A 15,775-nucleotide genomic window follows, 5' to 3' on the forward strand; every position below is an offset into this window, starting at 1 on the left:
GCCCGGCGAGGACCCCGGCCACGAGCCCCACCCGCTGCATGAGGTGCGGGCGCGCGGCAAGGCCTTCGTGGACCTGCAGGACGACGTGACGGCCGAGGACATCCGCCTGGCGCACCGCGAGGGCTTCAGCCATGTGGAGCATGCGAAGCGCTACACGACGCATGCCATGGGCACGGACCAGGGCAAGACCGGCGGCATCGTCGGCGCCGCCGTGCTGGCCGAGGCGCGGGGCGAGGCGCTGGCGAAGGTCGGCCTGCCGCGGATGCGGCCCTTCTGGACACCGGTCGCCTGGGGCGCGGTCGCGGGCGCCCATGCCGGGCAGCACATGGCCCCCACGCGCCGCACCGCGCTGCACCGCCGGCACGAGGCCGCGGGCGCGGTCTGGATGGATGCGGGCATCTGGAAACGCCCCGCCTTCTATCCGAGGCCCGGCGACGCCGATGCCTGGGCGAGCGTCCGGCGCGAGGCCCGTGCCGTGCGTGAAGGCGTCGGCGTCTGCGATGTCAGCACGCTCGGCAAGATCGAGGTGCGGGGGCCGGACGCGGCCACCTTCCTCGACCGCGTCTACGCCAACACCTTCTCGACCCTCGCGATCGGCAGGGCGCGCTACGGGCTGATGCTGCGGGAGGACGGGATCGTCTTCGACGACGGCACCACCAGCCGGATCGCCGAGGACCACTTCTTCATGACCACCACCACCGCGCAGGCCGGGCCGGTGATGCAGCACCTGGAATTCCACCTCCAGGCCGTGTGGCCGGACCTCGACGTCACCCTCGCCTCGGTGACGGACCAGTGGGCGGCGATGTCGGTGGCCGGCCCGCAGGCGCGGGACGTGGTGGCGGCGGTGGTCGAGGGGATCGACCTCTCCGACGCCGCCTTCCCCTTCATGGCCGTCGCCGAATGCCGCGCGGCGGGCGCGCCGGCGCGGCTGTTCCGCATCTCCTTCTCCGGCGAACGCGCCTTCGAGATCGCGGTGCCGGCCGGCTACGCCGAACGGGTTTGGGACGCCGTGGTCGCCGCGGGTGCCGTGCCCTACGGCATCGAGGCGCTGGGCCTGCTGCGGATCGAGAAGGGCCATGTCGCCGGGCCCGAGCTGAACGGGCAGACCACTGCCGCCGATCTCGGCCTCGGCAGGATGCTGAAGAAGAAGGGCGACTTCATCGGCCGCACCCTCGCCACCCGCCCCGGCATGACGGACCCCGCGCGGCCGCGCCTGGTCGGCGTGGTGGCGGCGGACCCGGCGCGGCAGATCCGCGCCGGCGCGCATCTGATCGAGGCCGAGGGTGGGCCGAGCCTCGGCTGGATCACCAGCGCGACCCATGCCGTGGCGCCGGATGGCTGGCTCGGCCTGGCGATGCTGTCGGGCGGCGAGGCGCGGGTCGGCACCACGATGGTCGCCGCAAACCCCCTGATGGGCGAGTCCGTGCCTGTGCGCATCACCAGCCCGCACCACTACGACCCGGAGAATGCGCGTGTCCGCGGCTGAGCCCCTCCATGCCCTGGCGCATGTCGCGCCGGGCCACCACGGCGCGCCGGGCGCCGGCCTCGTCATCGGCTTTCCCCGGCGCGAGGTGGTGCAGGTGCTCGCCCGCCGCGGCGCCGCCCCGGCGCTGGCCGCCGCGGCACAGGGCGTGCTGGGCCTGACGCTGCCCGGGCCCGGCGGTGCGGCGGAAGCCGGCGGCATCGCCGCGCTCTGGACCCAGCCGGAGGGCTGGATGCTCATCGCCCCCTGGGCGGGGGAGGGGACGCTGCTGGGCCGCGCCTCCGCGCTCGCCCCCCATGCCGCGCTGACGGACCAGAGCCACGGCCGCAGCGTCATCGCCCTGTCCGGTCCGGCCTGGGCGCAGGCGCTGGCGCGCTGCTGCCGGCTGGACCTGCACCCCGCCGCCTTCCCGCGCGGGCGCGTGGTGGGCGCGACCGTCGGCCATGTGCAGGCGGTGCTGCACGCGACGGGGGCGGGGGTGGAGCTGATCTGCTTCTCCACCCTGGCGGAGGAGTTGCTCGGCACCCTGGTCGAGGCGGGCCTGACCTTCGGGGTCGAGGTCGCCGGATGAGGTTGTGGCCGGCATCGCCACTCTGCCATGCTGAGGGCGAGTGCGCTGCCGGGGGACGAGACAACGGATGAGCGACGCGCCCGACCTGCTGGTCGAAGCGCCGGCGGCCGGTGGCCGGCCGCTGCTGGAGGTGCGTGGCCTCACGCTCCACATCCCGGTGCCGCCGCATGTGCTGCGCGCGGTGGACGACGTGTCCTTCACGCTTGGCCGGGGTGAGACCCTGTGCCTGGTGGGCGAGAGCGGGTCGGGCAAGACGCTGACCGCGATGGCGCTGATGCGCCTGCTGGAGCCGCCGCTGTCGCGACTGCCGCGGGGCGAGGTGCTGCTCGACGGCGTGGACCTGATGCGGCTCGACGAGGGCGCGATGGCGGATCGCCGCGGCCGCCAGCTTTCCATGGTGTTCCAGGAACCGATGACCTCGCTGAACCCGGTGATGACCGTCGGGCGGCAGATCGCGGAGCCGCTGGCGCGCCACCTCCGCCTCGGCCGGCGGGAGGCCGCGTCCCGCGCGGAGGAGATGCTGCGCCTGGTCGGCATCCCGGAGCCCGGTCGCGTGGCGCGCGGCTACCCGCATGAGCTGTCGGGCGGGATGCGGCAGCGCGCGATGATCGCCATCGCGCTGGCCTGCCGCCCGGCGCTGCTGATCGCGGACGAGCCGACCACCGCGCTCGACGTCACGGTGCAGGCGCAGATCCTCGAACTGCTGGCGTCCCTGCAGGAGGGGACGGCGGCGGGGCTGCTGCTGATCACCCACGACCTGGCGGTGGTGGCCGAGACGGCGGATCGGGTGGCGGTGATGTATGCCGGGCGCATCGTGGAAAGCGGCCCCGTCGCGGACATCTTCGAGGCGCCGCGGCACCCCTACACGCGCGGCCTGCTCGCCTCCATCCCGCGGATCGAACGGCGCCGCGCGCCGGTGCTGCACGAGATCGCCGGCATGGTGCCCGGCCCGGCGGAACGCCCGGACGGCTGCGCCTTCGCGCCCCGCTGCGCACTGGCCAACGCGCACTGCATCGCGCGGCAGCCGCCGGTCGAGGAGATCGGCGGGGGCCATGCCGTCGCCTGCTGGAACCACGCCCATGGATGAGCCGCTGCTGGCCGTGCGCGGCCTCAAGGTGCATTTCCCGGTCCGCGCGGGGCTGATGCGCCGGCAGGTCGGCACGGTGCAGGCGGTGGACGGCGTGGACCTGGAACTGCACCGGGGCGAGACGCTGGCGCTGGTCGGCGAATCGGGCTGCGGCAAGACCACCACCGGCAAGGCTATCCTGCGGCTGATCGAGCCCACGGCCGGGGAGATCCGGCTGGACGGGGTGGACATCGCGCGCCACGGGCAGGCCGCGCTGAAGCCGGTGCGGCGGCGCATGCAGATCGTCTTCCAGGACCCGAATGCCAGCCTCAACCCGCGCCTGACGGTGGGGGCCATCCTGGCCGCGCCCTTCGAGATCCAGGGCATCCCCGGCGCGGCCGAACGCGTCCCGGGGCTGCTGCGCATGGTGGGCCTGCCGGCCGAGGCGGCGCGGCGCTACCCGCACGAATTCAGCGGCGGGCAGCGCCAGCGAATCGGCATCGCCCGTGCCATGGCGCTTGAGCCCGAGCTGATCGTGGGGGACGAGCCGGTCTCGGCGCTCGACGTCTCGATCCAGGCGCAGATCGTCAACCTGATGGAGCGCCTCCAGGCTGAACGCGGGCTGGCCTACATCTTCATCTCCCACAACCTTGCCGTGGTCAGCCACATCGCGGACCGCGTCGCGGTGATGTATCTGGGCCGCATCGTGGAGACCGCCCCGCGGGAGGCGCTGTTCTTCGACGCGCGCCACCCCTACACGCAGGCGCTGCTGTCCGCCGTGCCGGAAGCGGTGCCGCGGCGTACGCGCCGGCGGCAGGTGCTGCAGGGCGACGTGCCGAACCCGGCGCGCCCGCCCGCCGGCTGCCGCTTCCATCCGCGCTGCCCGCACGCCATGCCGGTGTGCCGGACGGAATCCCCCGCGATGCGCCGCGTGGCCGAGGGCCACGAGGTCGCCTGCCACCTGGTGGACGCATGATCGGCTACGCGCTGCGCCGGCTGGGCCAGGCCATCCCGCTGCTGGTCGGCGTGTCGCTGATCGCCTTCGGGCTGATGCACCTGGCCCCCGGCGGACCGCTGGCGGTCTACACGCTGAACCCGACGATCCAGGCGCAGGACATCGAGCGCATCAAGGTGATCTTCGGGCTCGACCAGCCGGTGCACATCCAATACGTGAAATGGGCGACCGGCATCTTCAGCGGCAACTGGGGCTACACCTTCTTCGGCGGCCGCCCGGTGCTGGACGTCATCCTGGAACGCCTGCCCGCGACGCTGATCCTGATGGGCTGCGCGCTGTCCGTCGCCATCGTGCTGGGGCTGGCGATCGGGGTGCTGGGGGCGGTGCGGCGCTATTCGGTGTTCGACACGCTGGCCACCACCGGCGCGCTGTTCGCCTTGTCCTTCCCCACCTTCTGGTTCGGCCTGATGGCGATCTACGTCTTCGCCATCCACCTGCGCTGGCTGCCTTCCGGCGGGATGTACGAATTCGGCGAGGAGGGGGACCCGCTGTCGCTGCTGCGCCACCTGGTGCTGCCGACCCTGGTGCTGGCGCTGGTCCTGACCGCGACCTGGAGCCGCTACGCGCGCTCCGCCTTCCTCGAGGTGATGCAGCAGGACTTCATGCGCACGGCGCGCGCCAAGGGCCTGACGGAGCGCGCGCGGCTGTTCCGCCACGCCTTCCCGAACGCGGCCAAGCCGCTGGTCGCGCTGCTGGGCGTGGAACTGCCTTTCCTGTTCTCCGGCGCGCTGGTGACGGAGACGATCTTCGCCTGGCCCGGCATGGGGCGGCTGTTCGTGGATGCGCTCAACATGAAGGAGTACCCCGTCCTGATGGGGCTGATGATGTTCACCGCGATGTTCGTCATCGTCTCCAACCTGCTCGCCGACCTCGCGGTCGCGGCGCTCGACCCGCGGGTGCGGCTCAGATGAGCGCGACGCTGCCGCAGGCGGGCCAGGCCGGGCGCGTCTGGCGCCGCTTCGCGCGCCACCGCCTGGCGCTGGGCGGGGCGGTGCTGGTGGCGCTGCTGCTGTCTGCCGCGCTGTTCGCGCCCTGGCTGTCGCCGCAGGACCCGACGCTGCTGGAGACGGGGCGCCGCTTCCTCGCGCCCTTCACGCCCGGCGCCATCGCGGGGACGGATGAGCTGGGGCGCGACACGCTGTCGCGCCTGCTGCATGGCGGGCAGGTCTCGCTCACGGTCGGCGTGGTGGCGATGCTGACCACGGTGGCCACCGGCGCGCTGGTGGGCATCGCGGCGGGCTACCTCGGCGGCTGGGTGGACACGCTGCTGATGCGTTTCGTGGACACCATGCTGTGCTTCCCGCAGGTCTTCCTGCTGCTGGTGATCGCCGCCTTCGTGCCGCCGACGCTGCTGTCCATCAGCCTCATCATCGGCCTCACCTCCTGGATGGAGGTCAGCCGCATCGTGCGGGCGGAGATCCTGCAGCTGAAGGAGGCGGACTTCATCGCCGCCGCCCGCGCGCTCGGCGCGTCGCGCACGCGGATCATGCTGCGGGAACTGCTGCCCAACGCCGCGGCGCCGATCCTCGTCGCGGCGACGCTGAAGGTGGCCTCCGCCGTGCTGATCGAAAGCTACATCTCCTATCTCGGCTACGGCATCCAGCCGCCGCTGGCGTCCTGGGGCAACATGCTCTCGAACGCGCAGGGCTACCTCGACACCGCGCCCTGGCTCGCGATCCTGCCGGGGCTCGCCATCACGCTCACCGTCATCGGCTTCAACTTCATGGGCGACGGGCTGCGCGACGCGCTCGACCCCCGCCTGCGCATGGACCACTGACAGCAACAGGGACAGGAGGCGAACATGTCGGGCTTCACCAGGCGTTCCATCCTCGCGGCCGGCGCGGCCGGCGCGGGCGGCGCGGTCGCGCTCCGCGCGCCGACGGTCTGGGGACAGGCGATCAACCGCGACCGCATCATCCTGTGCATGACGCAGGAGCCGGTGCAGTTCAACCCGCTGCTCTACGTCAACGCGGGCACCGAGAACGTGCCCGAGGCCTGCATGTTCGACGCGCTGTGGGACGTGGACGCGGAGGGCAACTTCATCCCCAACCTCGCCGCGCAGGTGCCGACGGCGGAGAATGGCGGCGTCTCGCCGGACGGGCTGACCTGGAAGGTGGCGCTGAAGCGCGACGTGAAGTGGAGCGACGGCCAGCCCTTCACCGCGCGCGACGTGGAATTCACCTACCAGACGATCATGAACCCGTCGGTGCCGGTGCGCTCGCGCTCCGGCTTCGACCTCATCCGCACCTTCCGCGTCATCGACGACCACAACATCGAGATGGTGCTGGAGAGGAACTTCGTGCCGTTCCTGTGGGCGTGGCAGAACATGCACATCGTCCCGCGCCACATCCTCTCGCGCGAGGCGAACATCGCCACCTCGGGCTTCAACGCCAACCCCGTCGGCACCGGGCCCTACATGCTGCGCAGCCGCACCGCGGGCAGCCACATGGTCTATGAACGCAACCCGACCTACCATCGCGGCCCGGCGCGCACGCGCCAGTTCATCCACACCTTCGTCCCCGACGGCACCGTCGCCTACGGCCGCGCGCGGACGGGGGAGGTGGACTATCTCGGCCTGCTCGGCGTGCCGAACGACCGCTGGACGGAAGCCCGCGCCTTCCCCGACCGCGACTTCCTGGTCTATCCGACGCCGAACGTGCAGTTCGTCTACTACAACTGCGGCAAGCCGCAATTCGCCGATCCGCGGGTGCGCAAGGCGCTGACCATGGCGCTCGAGATGCAGAAGAGCATCGACGACGTCTATTTCGGCACCTGGCCGCGCACTCTGTCCTACCTCCAGCCGACGCACTGGGCGTACAACGACACGCTGCGCGACTACACCGCGGACCCCGCCGGCGCGGAACGCCTGCTGGACGAGGCCGGGTGGCGCCGCGGGGCAGACGGCATCCGCGCCAAGGACGGCGTGCAGATGAAGTTCACCATGTCCACCACCGCCGGCAACGTCGCGCGGCAGAGCTGCCAGGCGCTGTTCCAGCAGAACTGGCGCCGCATCGGCGTGGAGATGGAGATCCGCAACATGCCGGCCAGCGTGGTGTGGGGCGACTTCACCACGCAGTCGCGCTTCGACACGCTGCTGGTCGCCTGGGACCCGACGGTCGGGCTCGACCCCGACTACACCGCGCGGACGCACAGCCGGATGATCCCGGCGAAGCACCGCCAGGGCAGCAACTACGTCCAGTACGAGAACCAGGAGGTGGACCGCCTGCTCGAACTCGGCGTCACCCAGACGAACCGGGAGGAGCGGCTGCGCACCTACCACCAGATCCAGGCCATCCTGCACGAGGAAGTGCCCTTCGCGGCGCAGGGCGGGTCGGTGCAGGGCCACCTGAAGCGACGCCAGCTGCAGGGCCCGCGGCCGAACCAGTATGTGACGGACATCACCTGGAACGTGCAGGACTGGCACTGGGCCTGACGATCCGCCCGCCGGCACCGGCGGGCCGCGGCGGGCGCGCTACCCCGCCGCGGCGATGCCGATGGAGGCGCGGCGCAGGACCAGCGCCAGCCGCTCCGCCAGCGCGTCGCCGCGCGCCGGCTTGCGGAGCAGCGCGAAGGGGCCGGACCGGTCCACCGCGTCGACCGCCGCCGGCGCGGCGTCGCCCGCATGCCCGGTGACGAGGACCGCCGGCAGCCGCCGCCGCCGCTGCCGCACCGCGACGACGAGGGCAAGGCCGTCCATGCCGCCCGGCATCGCGAAATCCGTCACCAGCGCATCGATCGCCAGGCCGCCATCCACCAGCGCCAGGGCCGAGGGGCCGTCCGGCGCCTCCGTCACGGCATAGCCGCGTTCGGCCAGTTCCGCCGCCAGCACGGCGCGCACATCGGCATCGTCCTCCACGACGAGGACGGAAACGCCCTGCGCCGGCGTCGGCGCCTCGGGCACGGCACCGGGCGGGCGTTCGGCCGACGCCGCGCCCGCGCAGGGCAGCCAGAGCGAGACGGTGGTGCCCCGGCCGGGCGCGCTGTCGATGGACAGCGCGCCGCCCGACTGCTCGGCGAAGCCGCGCGCCATGGCAAGGCCGAGCCCGGTGCCCTTGCCGCGCGGCTTGGTGGTGAAGAAGGGCTCGGTGACGCGGGCCAGCACCTCGGGCGTCATGCCGGTGCCCTCGTCGGTCACCGACAGCCGGAGCCAGCACCCGGCCCGCAGCCCCGGCGGCGCGCCCGGCGCGCCAGGCAGGTCGCAGACGGCGGCGGCGAAGGTCAGCGCGCCGCCGCCGGGCATCGCGTCGCGCGCGTTGTTGGCCAGGTTGACCAGCACGGAATCGAGCTGCCCGCGGTCCGCGACCAGCGCGGGCAGGTCCGCGGCCGCGTCGACCCGCAGCGTGATCCCGGGGCCGAGCGCGTGGCGCAGCATGTCCGCCACGCCGGCCAGCAGCGGCGCGGGCGCGATCGGCTCGGCGCGCAGTTCGCTTCGCCGCGCGAAGGACAGCAGGCGGCCGGTGACGGATGCGCCCCGCGCGGCGGCTTCCGCGGCAAGGCCCAGATAGTGCCGCGCCGCCCCGGGATCGGTCGTCAGCCGCTTGCCGGCGAGCGTGAGGCCGCCCTGCACGGCCTGCAGCACGTTGTTGAAGTCGTGCGCCACCCCGCCGGCCAGCCGGCCGAGGGCCTCCATCCGCGCCGCCTCGGCCAGGCGCGCCTCGCTGTCCGCAAGCGCGCGGCCGCGTTCCTCCGCCAGCCTTTCGAGCTGCGCCGCCTCGCGCGAGAGCACGTCGCGGGCGGCGACCGCGTCGGTCACGTCGGTCGAGGTGCCGAACCATTGCAGCACCTCCCCGTCGCGCCCGCGCAGTGCGACGGCGCGCTTCTTGAACCAGCGGTGGCAGCCATCGGCGCCGCGCATCCGCACTTCCGTGTCGAAGTCCGGCCCGCCGGCCAGGGTCTCGCGCCAGGCGGCGACCAGGCGGTCGCGGTCCTCAGGATGGATGACGTCGAGCCAGCCCTCGCCCAGGTGCTGCGCCGAGGGCACGCCGGTGTACTGTTCCCAGCGGCGGTTGAAATACTCGCAGTAGCCATCGGGCCGGCAGGTCCAGACCAGCTGCGGCATCGCCTCCGCCAGCGACCGCCAGCGCGCCTCGCTTTCCCGCAGCATGGCGGAGGCCTGGCGTTCCGCGTCGATGTCGGTGATGGCGGCGACGGCGCCGATGACCGCGCCCGCGTCGTCGCGCACCGGCGCGGCATTCGCGCGCAGCCAGGTGAAGGTGCCATCCCCCCTCCGGTAGCGGAATTCGAGGACCGGCGCCTCGTCGCCCGCCAGGGCGAGGGCCAGCGGGTATTCGCTGCCCTCCACCCGGCGGCCGTCGGGGTGGTAGCCTTCCCAGTCGCGATAGGCGGCGATGTCGGGGCTGGGCAGGACCGGGTGGCGCAGCAGCTGTTCGATGCGGCGGTTGCCGAGCAGCATGCGGCCCGACGGCGCCTCGGCCAGCAGCACGCCGACGGGCACGTTCTCCAGCACGGCGCGCAGCTGCGCCTCGCTCTCGGCAAGCCGGCGGGCGGCGGCGCGCTCCTCGGTCAGGTCGCGCAGGAAGACCGTGACGCCGCCGCCATCGGACGGGAAGGCGCGCGCCGCGACATGGCGGCCGTGCGGGGCATAGACCTGCTCCGCCTCGGTCGGCACGCGGTCCGCCATGCAGCGGCGGCAGGCCTCGCGGATGCCGCCGCCGGCCGTGCCGGGAAAGGCGTCCCACAGCAGGCGCCCACGCAGGTCCGCCCCGGCGGCGAACTGCGCGCGCGCGTGGCGGTTCATCAGCGTGATGCGCCAGCCGGCATCGACGGCAAGGACGGCGTCGCTCGTCGCCTCCAGCACGCGGGCCATCTCCGCCTCGCGCAGGCGCAGCGCCTCCTCCGCCGCGACGCGCGCGCCGACGTCGCGCACCACGCCGGTGAAGAAGCGGCGTCCGTCCGCCTCGAAGGTGCCGACCGACAGCTCCATCGGGAAGGTCGTGCCGTCCCGCCGGCGGCCGAGCAGCAGCAGGTCGGGCGTTCCGTCCGGCGGCGGTCCCCCGGTGCCGTCGAGGCTGGCCATCCGGCGTTCGAGCCGGCCGCGCTCCTCCGGCGGCAGCAGCGTGCCGAGCCCGCCGCGGAGCAGCGCCGCGGCGTCGCCCTCGTAGCCGAAGATCCGCAGCGCGCCGGGGTTGGCGGACAGCAGGGCGCCATCCTCGGCGGCCACCAGGATGCCTTCCGCCACCGTGTCGAAGACCGAGCGCAGCCGCGCCTCGCCGGCCGCGAGGGCGGCGGCGAGGTCGTTCACCTCGCGCAGGGACGTGTCGGTCCGCGCGGCGCGAAGCTGCCCGCCGGCGACGGCGCCGGCCAGTTCTTCCAGCGGGCCGGCGATGCGCCGGGCGAACAGCCACGCCAGCAGCGCCACCAGCGCCGCCGTCACCGCGGCCACCACCAGGGCGGAGGCGAGAACGCGGCGCAGCGGTGCCTCGGCCAGCGCGGCCGGCGCGCTGGCCAACACCACCCAGCCGGTGACGGCCGACCGGCGCCAGGCCGCGATGCTGTCCCCGCGGTCCTCGAAGGTGCCCCGCCAGCTGCCGCCGGGACGGCCGGCATCCCCGGCGAGGCCGGCCCCCAGCGCCGCCGCATCCGGGCCCGTGCCGGGGGAGGGGCCGAGGACCGTGGTGCCGCGGCGGTCGAGCACCGTCACCGCCCAGCCTGGCGGGACGCCGAGCCGGGCCAGCATGTCGCGCAGCCGCTGCACGGGGACGACCAGGTTCAGCAGGTAGGCGATCTGCCCGTCGCGCCAGACCGGCAGGTTGACCAGCACGACCGGAAGGTCAGTCAGCGGCGTCGCGATGATGTCGGAGATGTCGGGCTCGCCCCGTTCCAGCACCCGGCGGTCGGAGTCCGGCGCGGTGTTGGATGGCAGCGCCGCGCCCGGCGGCAGGCGCGTGTTCACCAGGTGCTGGCCGTCAAGCGCACGCAGCACCACCGCGACGCCGAGCAGGCGGCGGACTTCCCGCGCCTGCTCCTCGAAGGCGTTCAGGTCGCCGGTCCGCAGGGACCGGTCGGAGGCGAGCACCGCCCCGGCCTCCAGCAGCCCGCCGAGGTCGCGGTCGATGGCGATCGCGCCGGCATGGGCGGTCTCCTCCGCCGCGGCCTCGATGTGGCGGCGCTCCGCCCGGACATGCGACCAGCCGAGCCCCGCCGTGAGCAGGAAGGCGGGGACGGAGAGCGCAAGACCGAAGGCGGCAAGGTGGCGCCAGAGCGGGCGTCCGGGACGCGCCCGCGCCTGGCCGCGCAGCAGCCCGCTCACGCGGCGCCCCGGCCCGGGCGGGCAGGCCGCAAGCCTTGGGCCGGCTTGGCCGCGGGGCAGCCAGGGGCACCCGCCCAGCGATGGTCTTTCACCTTCGAATCGGTTTCCCTGGCGGGTGCCGCGCCCGTCACGGCCCACGCGACCGTGATGGTATACGATCCTGCATGGGCCGCCAGTGCGCTGGCCGGGCCGTTACGCAAGGGCCCGGGTCGCGCCCCCGCTCAGGGCGTGGCGCCGGGCGGATAGGTGCGGTCGCGGACGGACAGGAAGCCCACCGTCTCCACCCCCGCCGGGGCGACCAGCCGCGTCGTGGCATGGTCCTCGTGAAGGTCGTGCAGCAGCGCGCCGCAACGCCGCGCGCCGGGGATGCCGGCCTGTTCCGCCACCTCCATCACGAAGGACAGCGCCGGCGCCCAGACCCAGGCGACCCTGCCGCGCGTGACCTCGTGATGCAGGTGCAGGTGGCCCGAGCCCACCAGCCGCAGCCCGGGATGCGCCAGCAGCGGCGCCAGGGCGGGGCGACCGGCGGGCGGCACCGTCCACATGTCGAAGGCGGGGTCCTCGGGCAGGGTCAGGGACAGCGGCTTGTGCAGGAACAGCGCGATGCGCCGGTCGCCCGCGCCGGCCGCCGCCTCCGCGATGAAGGCGGCCTGCGCGGCTTCCTCCGGATGGCCGGTGCCCATCACCTCGGTGTTGAGGCCGATCGCGCGCCAGCCCTCCAGGTCCACCACGCCGCGGCCCGGCCCCGCGATGCGGCGCCACCGCGCCATCCGCGCGTCGTCGACCGGCTGGCGGGGCATGAAGCGCGCATGGCTGCCGGTGTCGTGGTTGCCGGGCAGGATCATCAGCGGCCAGGGCAGTTCACGCAGCGCGGCGACGGCGAAGTCCAGGTCCTCGTCCCGGTCGGCGCCGTCGAGGCTGATGTCCCCCGTGGCCATCACCAGGTCGGGCGGCGTGGCGGCCACCGCTTCGGCGATGCGCGCGATGTTGTCGCGGAACAGGCCGCCGTTGCGGGCGGAGAGATGGGTGTCGGTGATCTGCAGGATGCGGGGCATGGTTGGCTCGGGGACCTCGTCGGGAAGGCATCGGCGATCGCTTTGAAGGGGCCGGGTGCCCGGCGGGGCGGGCGGGCCGCCCAGCCGCGATGGTGCGCCGGGCGCCGTTCCCCCGCACCCCATCATCCGGCGCGGAGTTTGGCGAAGCGGGGCCGCGCGGTCCAGGCGGGCTTGCCGGCGGCGCGCCCGCCCCTATCCTCCGCCGCGACCACGCAAGGGAGAGCAGCGGATGCGCATCACCTGGTTCGGCCATTCCACCTTCCGGCTGGATTTCGGCTCCACCGCCCTGATGATCGACCCCTTCCTGACCGGCAACCCCGCCTTCGCCGGCGATCCGGAGGCTGCGGCGGCGGGGGTGACGCATGTGGCCGTCACGCATGGCCATGCGGACCATGTGGGCGATGCGGTCGCCATCTCGAAGCGGACGGGCGCGCCGGTGGCGACCAACTTCGACCTTTGCATGTGGCTGGCGAAGACGGCCGGCCTCGAGAAGATGCAGCCGATGAACACCGGCGGGCAGGTGGACCTCGGCGAGTGCAGCGTCGCGCTGACCATCGCCTTCCACTCCTCCGGTCAGCTGGACGAGATGGGGAATTCCCAGGCGCTCGGCCTGCCGAACGGGGTGGTGGTGACGCCGAAGGACAAGGCGCAGCCGGTCGTCTACCACATGGGCGACACCGACATCTTCTCCGACATGGGGCTGATCGGAGAGCTGTACGACCCCGCGGTGGTGATGGTGCCGGTAGGCGACCGCTTCACCATGGGCGGGCGGCTGGCGGCGGAGGCTGTACGGCGTTTCCTGCCGCGCGCGAAGGTCGTGATCCCCTGCCACTACGGCACCTTCCCGATCATAGACGCGACGCCCGACGCCTTCCTGCGCCACATGGGCGAGGAGCGCGGCCGCGTGCGCGTGCCGGAGAAGGGTGTCGCCTTCGAGGTGTAGCACCGGCCGGGGTCCCCCCAGGCTTGTCATTTCACGCACCCGCGCGCGTCCCCATCTTCCGCCCGCCGCCGCGCCATCCCGGCGCGGTGTGGGAAGGGAGACGCGCCGCATGGCATCCATCCGACGTGAGGCGAGTGCACGCTGGCAGGGCGCGGGCAAGGACGGCCGGGGCACGCTGACGGTGCCGAGCGGCACGCTGCGCGACACGCCCTATTCCTTCCATACCCGCTTCGAGGACGGGCAGGGCACCAATCCGGAGGAGCTGATCGCCGCCGCCCATGCCGGCTGCTTCAGCATGGCGCTGGCCTTCCAGCTCACCGGCGCCGGGCACCCGCCCGCCGACCTCGCCACCACCGCGCGGCTGCGGATGGAGCAGGAGGGAGGCGGCTGGAGGATCGCGGCCATCGCGCTGTCGCTGAAGGCGCGCGTCCCAGGCATCGACCGCGCGCGGTTCGACGAGCTGGCCGCGGCCGCCAAGGCGAACTGCCCCGTCAGCAGGGTGCTGAACGCGGAGATCACGCTGGAGGCCGAGCTGGAGGGATGAAGGGCGCCGCCTGCGGACATGCACGGGCATGTCCGCAGGGGCGGGCCGCTATTCGGCCGGCGCGGCCGGCGGCGTGCCCTCGGGCGCGACGGTCCGCCGCGCCGCCGCCAGCTTCTCCTCAAGCCAGAGGTCGTGGTGCTCGCGCGCCCAGTTCTGGTCGACGGTGCCGTCCTTCATCGCCTCGAACGCGCCCTCCATGCCGATCGAGCCGATGTAGATGTGGCCGATGATCATGGCGGTCATGCCCATCGCCAGCAGGCCGTGCGCCATGTGCGCCCATTGCTGCCCGATGACGTTGTCGAGCAGCCCCGGCGCCATCAGCAGGTAGCCCGAGACGGCGACGGCCAGGCCACCCAGCACCACCGCCCAGAACAGCATCTTCTGCCCTGCGTTGAAGCGTCCCGTCGCGACGTGCCGCCGCCCCAGCGGGCCGCCGGCCTTGATGTAGTCGATGTCGCGGCGGTTCGGGATGTTCTGCCCGACCCAGAGCACCGCCATCAGCACCACGCCGAACAGGAAGGCGAAGGAGATGAAGTGATGCACCGCCTGCCCCGCGAGGGTCAGCGCGGTGAAGGCCTCGGGCCCGATCACCGGCCGCAGCACCCAGGCGCCGAAGGTGATGTTCAGCCCGGTCAGCGCCAGCAGGATGAAGCTGGTGGCGACCATCCAGTGATTCGCGCGCTCCAGCCAGCCGAAGCGCAGCACGGGCCGGCCGGACCGGCCGGCGCGCAGGCGGATCGGGCCGCGGATCAGGTGATAGGCGGTGACCACCAGCAGCGTGCCGACCACGGCGAAGATGCCGGCGGTGACCAGCACCCGGTTGCGGAACTGCCGCCAGTCGCGCCCGTCCGGCTGGATGAGCAGGCCGGCGGACTGGTTCGGGATGCTGACGCGCCCGCCGATGGTGCCGCCGCGCAGCGCCGCCTCCAGCTCCTGTTCCGCCGCCGTGCTGCCGCCGCGGCCGGTGAAGGGCAGGGGGGCGGCGATGGGCGGCGCGGGGGAAGGTGCGCTCGGCGCCGTCGCCTGGGGCGCGGCGGGGCGCGGGCCGCCGGTGGCGCCCTGCGGTTCCGAGGTTTCCGGCACCTGCGCGTTGGGGCCGCCGCGGCCGGCGCCGACCTCGGGCGCGGTGGACTGGACGGAGGGGTCGCCGCCCGGAAGGCCGGGTGCCTGCTGCGTCTGCTGCGCGAAGGCTGGCGCCGAGAGCAGCGCGAGGAGGAGGAGCAGGCGCCTCATGCCCGCACCTCCGTCCGGTAGGCGGTGCGCCAGCCCCAGGCGCCGGAGCCGAAGCCGCGGCGCTGGGAGCGTTCGCGGTAGATCATCGCCACGATCTCCTGGTCGCCGGCCAGCAGCGCCTTGGTCGAGCACATCTCGGCGCAGAGCGGCAGCTTGCCTTCCGCGATGCGGTTGGAGCCGTACTGCGCGTATTCGGCCGCCGAGCCGTCCTGCTGCGGGCCGCCGGCGCAGTAGGTGCACTTGTCCATCTTGCCGCGCCCGCCGAAATTCCCGACGCGCGGATACTGCGGCGCGCCGAAGGGGCAGGCGTAGAAGCAGTAGCCGCAGCCGATGCACAGGTCCTTGTCGTGCAGCACCAGCCCGTCCGCCGTGCCGTAGAAGCAGGACACCGGGCAGACCGCGGCGCAGGGCGCGTCCGTGCAGTGCATGCAGGCCATGGAGATGCTGCGTTCGCCCGGACGGCCGTCGCCGATCGTCACCACGCGGCGCCGGTTCAGCCCCCAGGGCACCTCGTGCTCGTTCTTGCAGGCGGTGACGCAGGCGTTGCATTCGATGCAGCGGTCTGCGTCGCAGAGGAAGGTGAGGCGCGCCATCG

General features: G+C 73.5%; 13 protein-coding genes. 9 read left to right on the forward strand and 4 right to left on the reverse strand.

From position 1 onward, the window contains the following. The 7 genes from ACK8OX_RS20825 to ACK8OX_RS20855 all read left to right on the forward strand — a co-directional run. Nucleotides 1-1,486: glycine cleavage T C-terminal barrel domain-containing protein (locus ACK8OX_RS20825; protein WP_430666168.1), on the forward strand; the 1,486-nt coding region annotated here is incomplete at its 5' end. Continuing rightward, nucleotides 1,473-2,054 (forward strand): sarcosine oxidase subunit gamma, encoded by a 582-nt coding sequence (locus ACK8OX_RS20830; RefSeq protein WP_430666169.1) that lies wholly within the window; start codon nt 1,473-1,475, stop codon nt 2,052-2,054. The genes ACK8OX_RS20825 and ACK8OX_RS20830, both read left to right, overlap by 14 nt. 67 nt (nt 2,055-2,121) lie before the next feature. Continuing rightward, nucleotides 2,122-3,141: an ABC transporter ATP-binding protein gene (locus tag ACK8OX_RS20835; protein WP_430666170.1), complete on the forward strand. Its 1,020-nt coding sequence runs from the start codon at nt 2,122-2,124 to the stop codon at nt 3,139-3,141. Beyond that, nucleotides 3,134-4,096, forward strand: coding sequence for an ABC transporter ATP-binding protein (locus ACK8OX_RS20840; protein WP_430666171.1), 963 nt, complete (start codon nt 3,134-3,136; stop codon nt 4,094-4,096). Before ACK8OX_RS20835 ends, ACK8OX_RS20840 begins: the two co-directional genes overlap by 8 nt. Further along, the gene (locus ACK8OX_RS20845; protein WP_430666172.1) at nt 4,093-5,046 is read left to right on the forward strand and encodes an ABC transporter permease; all 954 of its coding nucleotides are present in this window, start codon (nt 4,093-4,095) and stop codon (nt 5,044-5,046) included. Before ACK8OX_RS20840 ends, ACK8OX_RS20845 begins: the two co-directional genes overlap by 4 nt. Beyond that, on the forward strand, nt 5,043-5,912 hold the full coding sequence (locus tag ACK8OX_RS20850; RefSeq protein WP_430666173.1) for an ABC transporter permease: 870 nt from the start codon (nt 5,043-5,045) through the stop codon (nt 5,910-5,912). Before ACK8OX_RS20845 ends, ACK8OX_RS20850 begins: the two co-directional genes overlap by 4 nt. Nucleotides 5,913-5,936: 24 nt before the next feature. Beyond that, a complete protein-coding gene (locus tag ACK8OX_RS20855; RefSeq protein ID WP_430666174.1) occupies nt 5,937-7,568 on the forward strand; it encodes a peptide ABC transporter substrate-binding protein in 1,632 nt (543 codons plus the stop codon). Nucleotides 7,569-7,607: 39 nt separating this feature from the next. On the opposite strand, the gene ACK8OX_RS20860 is transcribed toward ACK8OX_RS20855, so the two are convergent. Both ACK8OX_RS20860 and ACK8OX_RS20865 read right to left on the reverse strand, forming a co-directional pair. Continuing rightward, nucleotides 7,608-11,405 (reverse strand): PAS domain S-box protein, encoded by a 3,798-nt coding sequence (locus ACK8OX_RS20860; protein ID WP_430666175.1) that lies wholly within the window; start codon nt 11,403-11,405, stop codon nt 7,608-7,610. Between the two features lie 221 nt (nt 11,406-11,626). Beyond that, complete coding sequence (locus ACK8OX_RS20865) at nt 11,627-12,460, reverse strand: metallophosphoesterase family protein (RefSeq protein WP_430666176.1); 834 nt, start codon at nt 12,458-12,460, stop codon at nt 11,627-11,629. 229 nt (nt 12,461-12,689) lie between these two features. Here ACK8OX_RS20865 and ACK8OX_RS20870 point away from each other — a divergent pair, with 229 nt between their 5' ends. Next, entirely contained in the window at nt 12,690-13,403 is a 714-nt protein-coding gene (locus tag ACK8OX_RS20870; RefSeq protein ID WP_430666177.1) for a metal-dependent hydrolase, read from the forward strand. Nucleotides 13,404-13,512: 109 nt separating this feature from the next. Further along, the gene (locus tag ACK8OX_RS20875; RefSeq protein WP_430666178.1) at nt 13,513-13,947 is read left to right on the forward strand and encodes an OsmC family protein; all 435 of its coding nucleotides are present in this window, start codon (nt 13,513-13,515) and stop codon (nt 13,945-13,947) included. Nucleotides 13,948-13,995: 48 nt separating this feature from the next. On the opposite strand, the gene ACK8OX_RS20880 is transcribed toward ACK8OX_RS20875, so the two are convergent. Both ACK8OX_RS20880 and fdh3B read right to left on the reverse strand, forming a co-directional pair. Then, entirely contained in the window at nt 13,996-15,180 is a 1,185-nt protein-coding gene (locus ACK8OX_RS20880) for a formate dehydrogenase subunit gamma (RefSeq protein ID WP_430666179.1), read from the reverse strand. Then, on the reverse strand, nt 15,177-15,773 hold the full coding sequence (fdh3B, locus tag ACK8OX_RS20885) for a formate dehydrogenase FDH3 subunit beta (RefSeq protein ID WP_430666180.1): 597 nt from the start codon (nt 15,771-15,773) through the stop codon (nt 15,177-15,179). Before fdh3B ends, ACK8OX_RS20880 begins: the two co-directional genes overlap by 4 nt. Between the last annotated feature and the right edge of the window lie 2 nt (nt 15,774-15,775).

It is taken from the genome of Falsiroseomonas sp. CW058 (assembly GCF_050563535.1).
GTDB lineage: Bacteria > Pseudomonadota > Alphaproteobacteria > Acetobacterales > Acetobacteraceae > Falsiroseomonas.

Excerpts from the sequence above, each read along its gene's own strand:
- ACK8OX_RS20835 (WP_430666170.1), top strand. The coding sequence starts at position 2,122 with ATGAGCGACGCGCCCGACCTGCTGGTCGAAGCGCCGGCGGCCGGTGGC.
- ACK8OX_RS20840 (WP_430666171.1), top strand. The coding sequence starts at position 3,134 with ATGGATGAGCCGCTGCTGGCCGTGCGCGGCCTCAAGGTGCATTTCCCG.
- ACK8OX_RS20845 (WP_430666172.1), top strand. The coding sequence starts at position 4,093 with ATGATCGGCTACGCGCTGCGCCGGCTGGGCCAGGCCATCCCGCTGCTG.
- ACK8OX_RS20850 (WP_430666173.1), top strand. The coding sequence starts at position 5,043 with ATGAGCGCGACGCTGCCGCAGGCGGGCCAGGCCGGGCGCGTCTGGCGC.
- ACK8OX_RS20855 (WP_430666174.1), top strand. The coding sequence starts at position 5,937 with ATGTCGGGCTTCACCAGGCGTTCCATCCTCGCGGCCGGCGCGGCCGGC.
- ACK8OX_RS20865 (WP_430666176.1), bottom strand. The coding sequence starts at position 12,460 with ATGCCCCGCATCCTGCAGATCACCGACACCCATCTCTCCGCCCGCAAC.
- ACK8OX_RS20870 (WP_430666177.1), top strand. The coding sequence starts at position 12,690 with ATGCGCATCACCTGGTTCGGCCATTCCACCTTCCGGCTGGATTTCGGC.
- ACK8OX_RS20875 (WP_430666178.1), top strand. The coding sequence starts at position 13,513 with ATGGCATCCATCCGACGTGAGGCGAGTGCACGCTGGCAGGGCGCGGGC.
- ACK8OX_RS20880 (WP_430666179.1), bottom strand. The coding sequence starts at position 15,180 with ATGAGGCGCCTGCTCCTCCTCCTCGCGCTGCTCTCGGCGCCAGCCTTC.
- fdh3B (WP_430666180.1), bottom strand. The coding sequence starts at position 15,773 with ATGGCGCGCCTCACCTTCCTCTGCGACGCAGACCGCTGCATCGAATGC.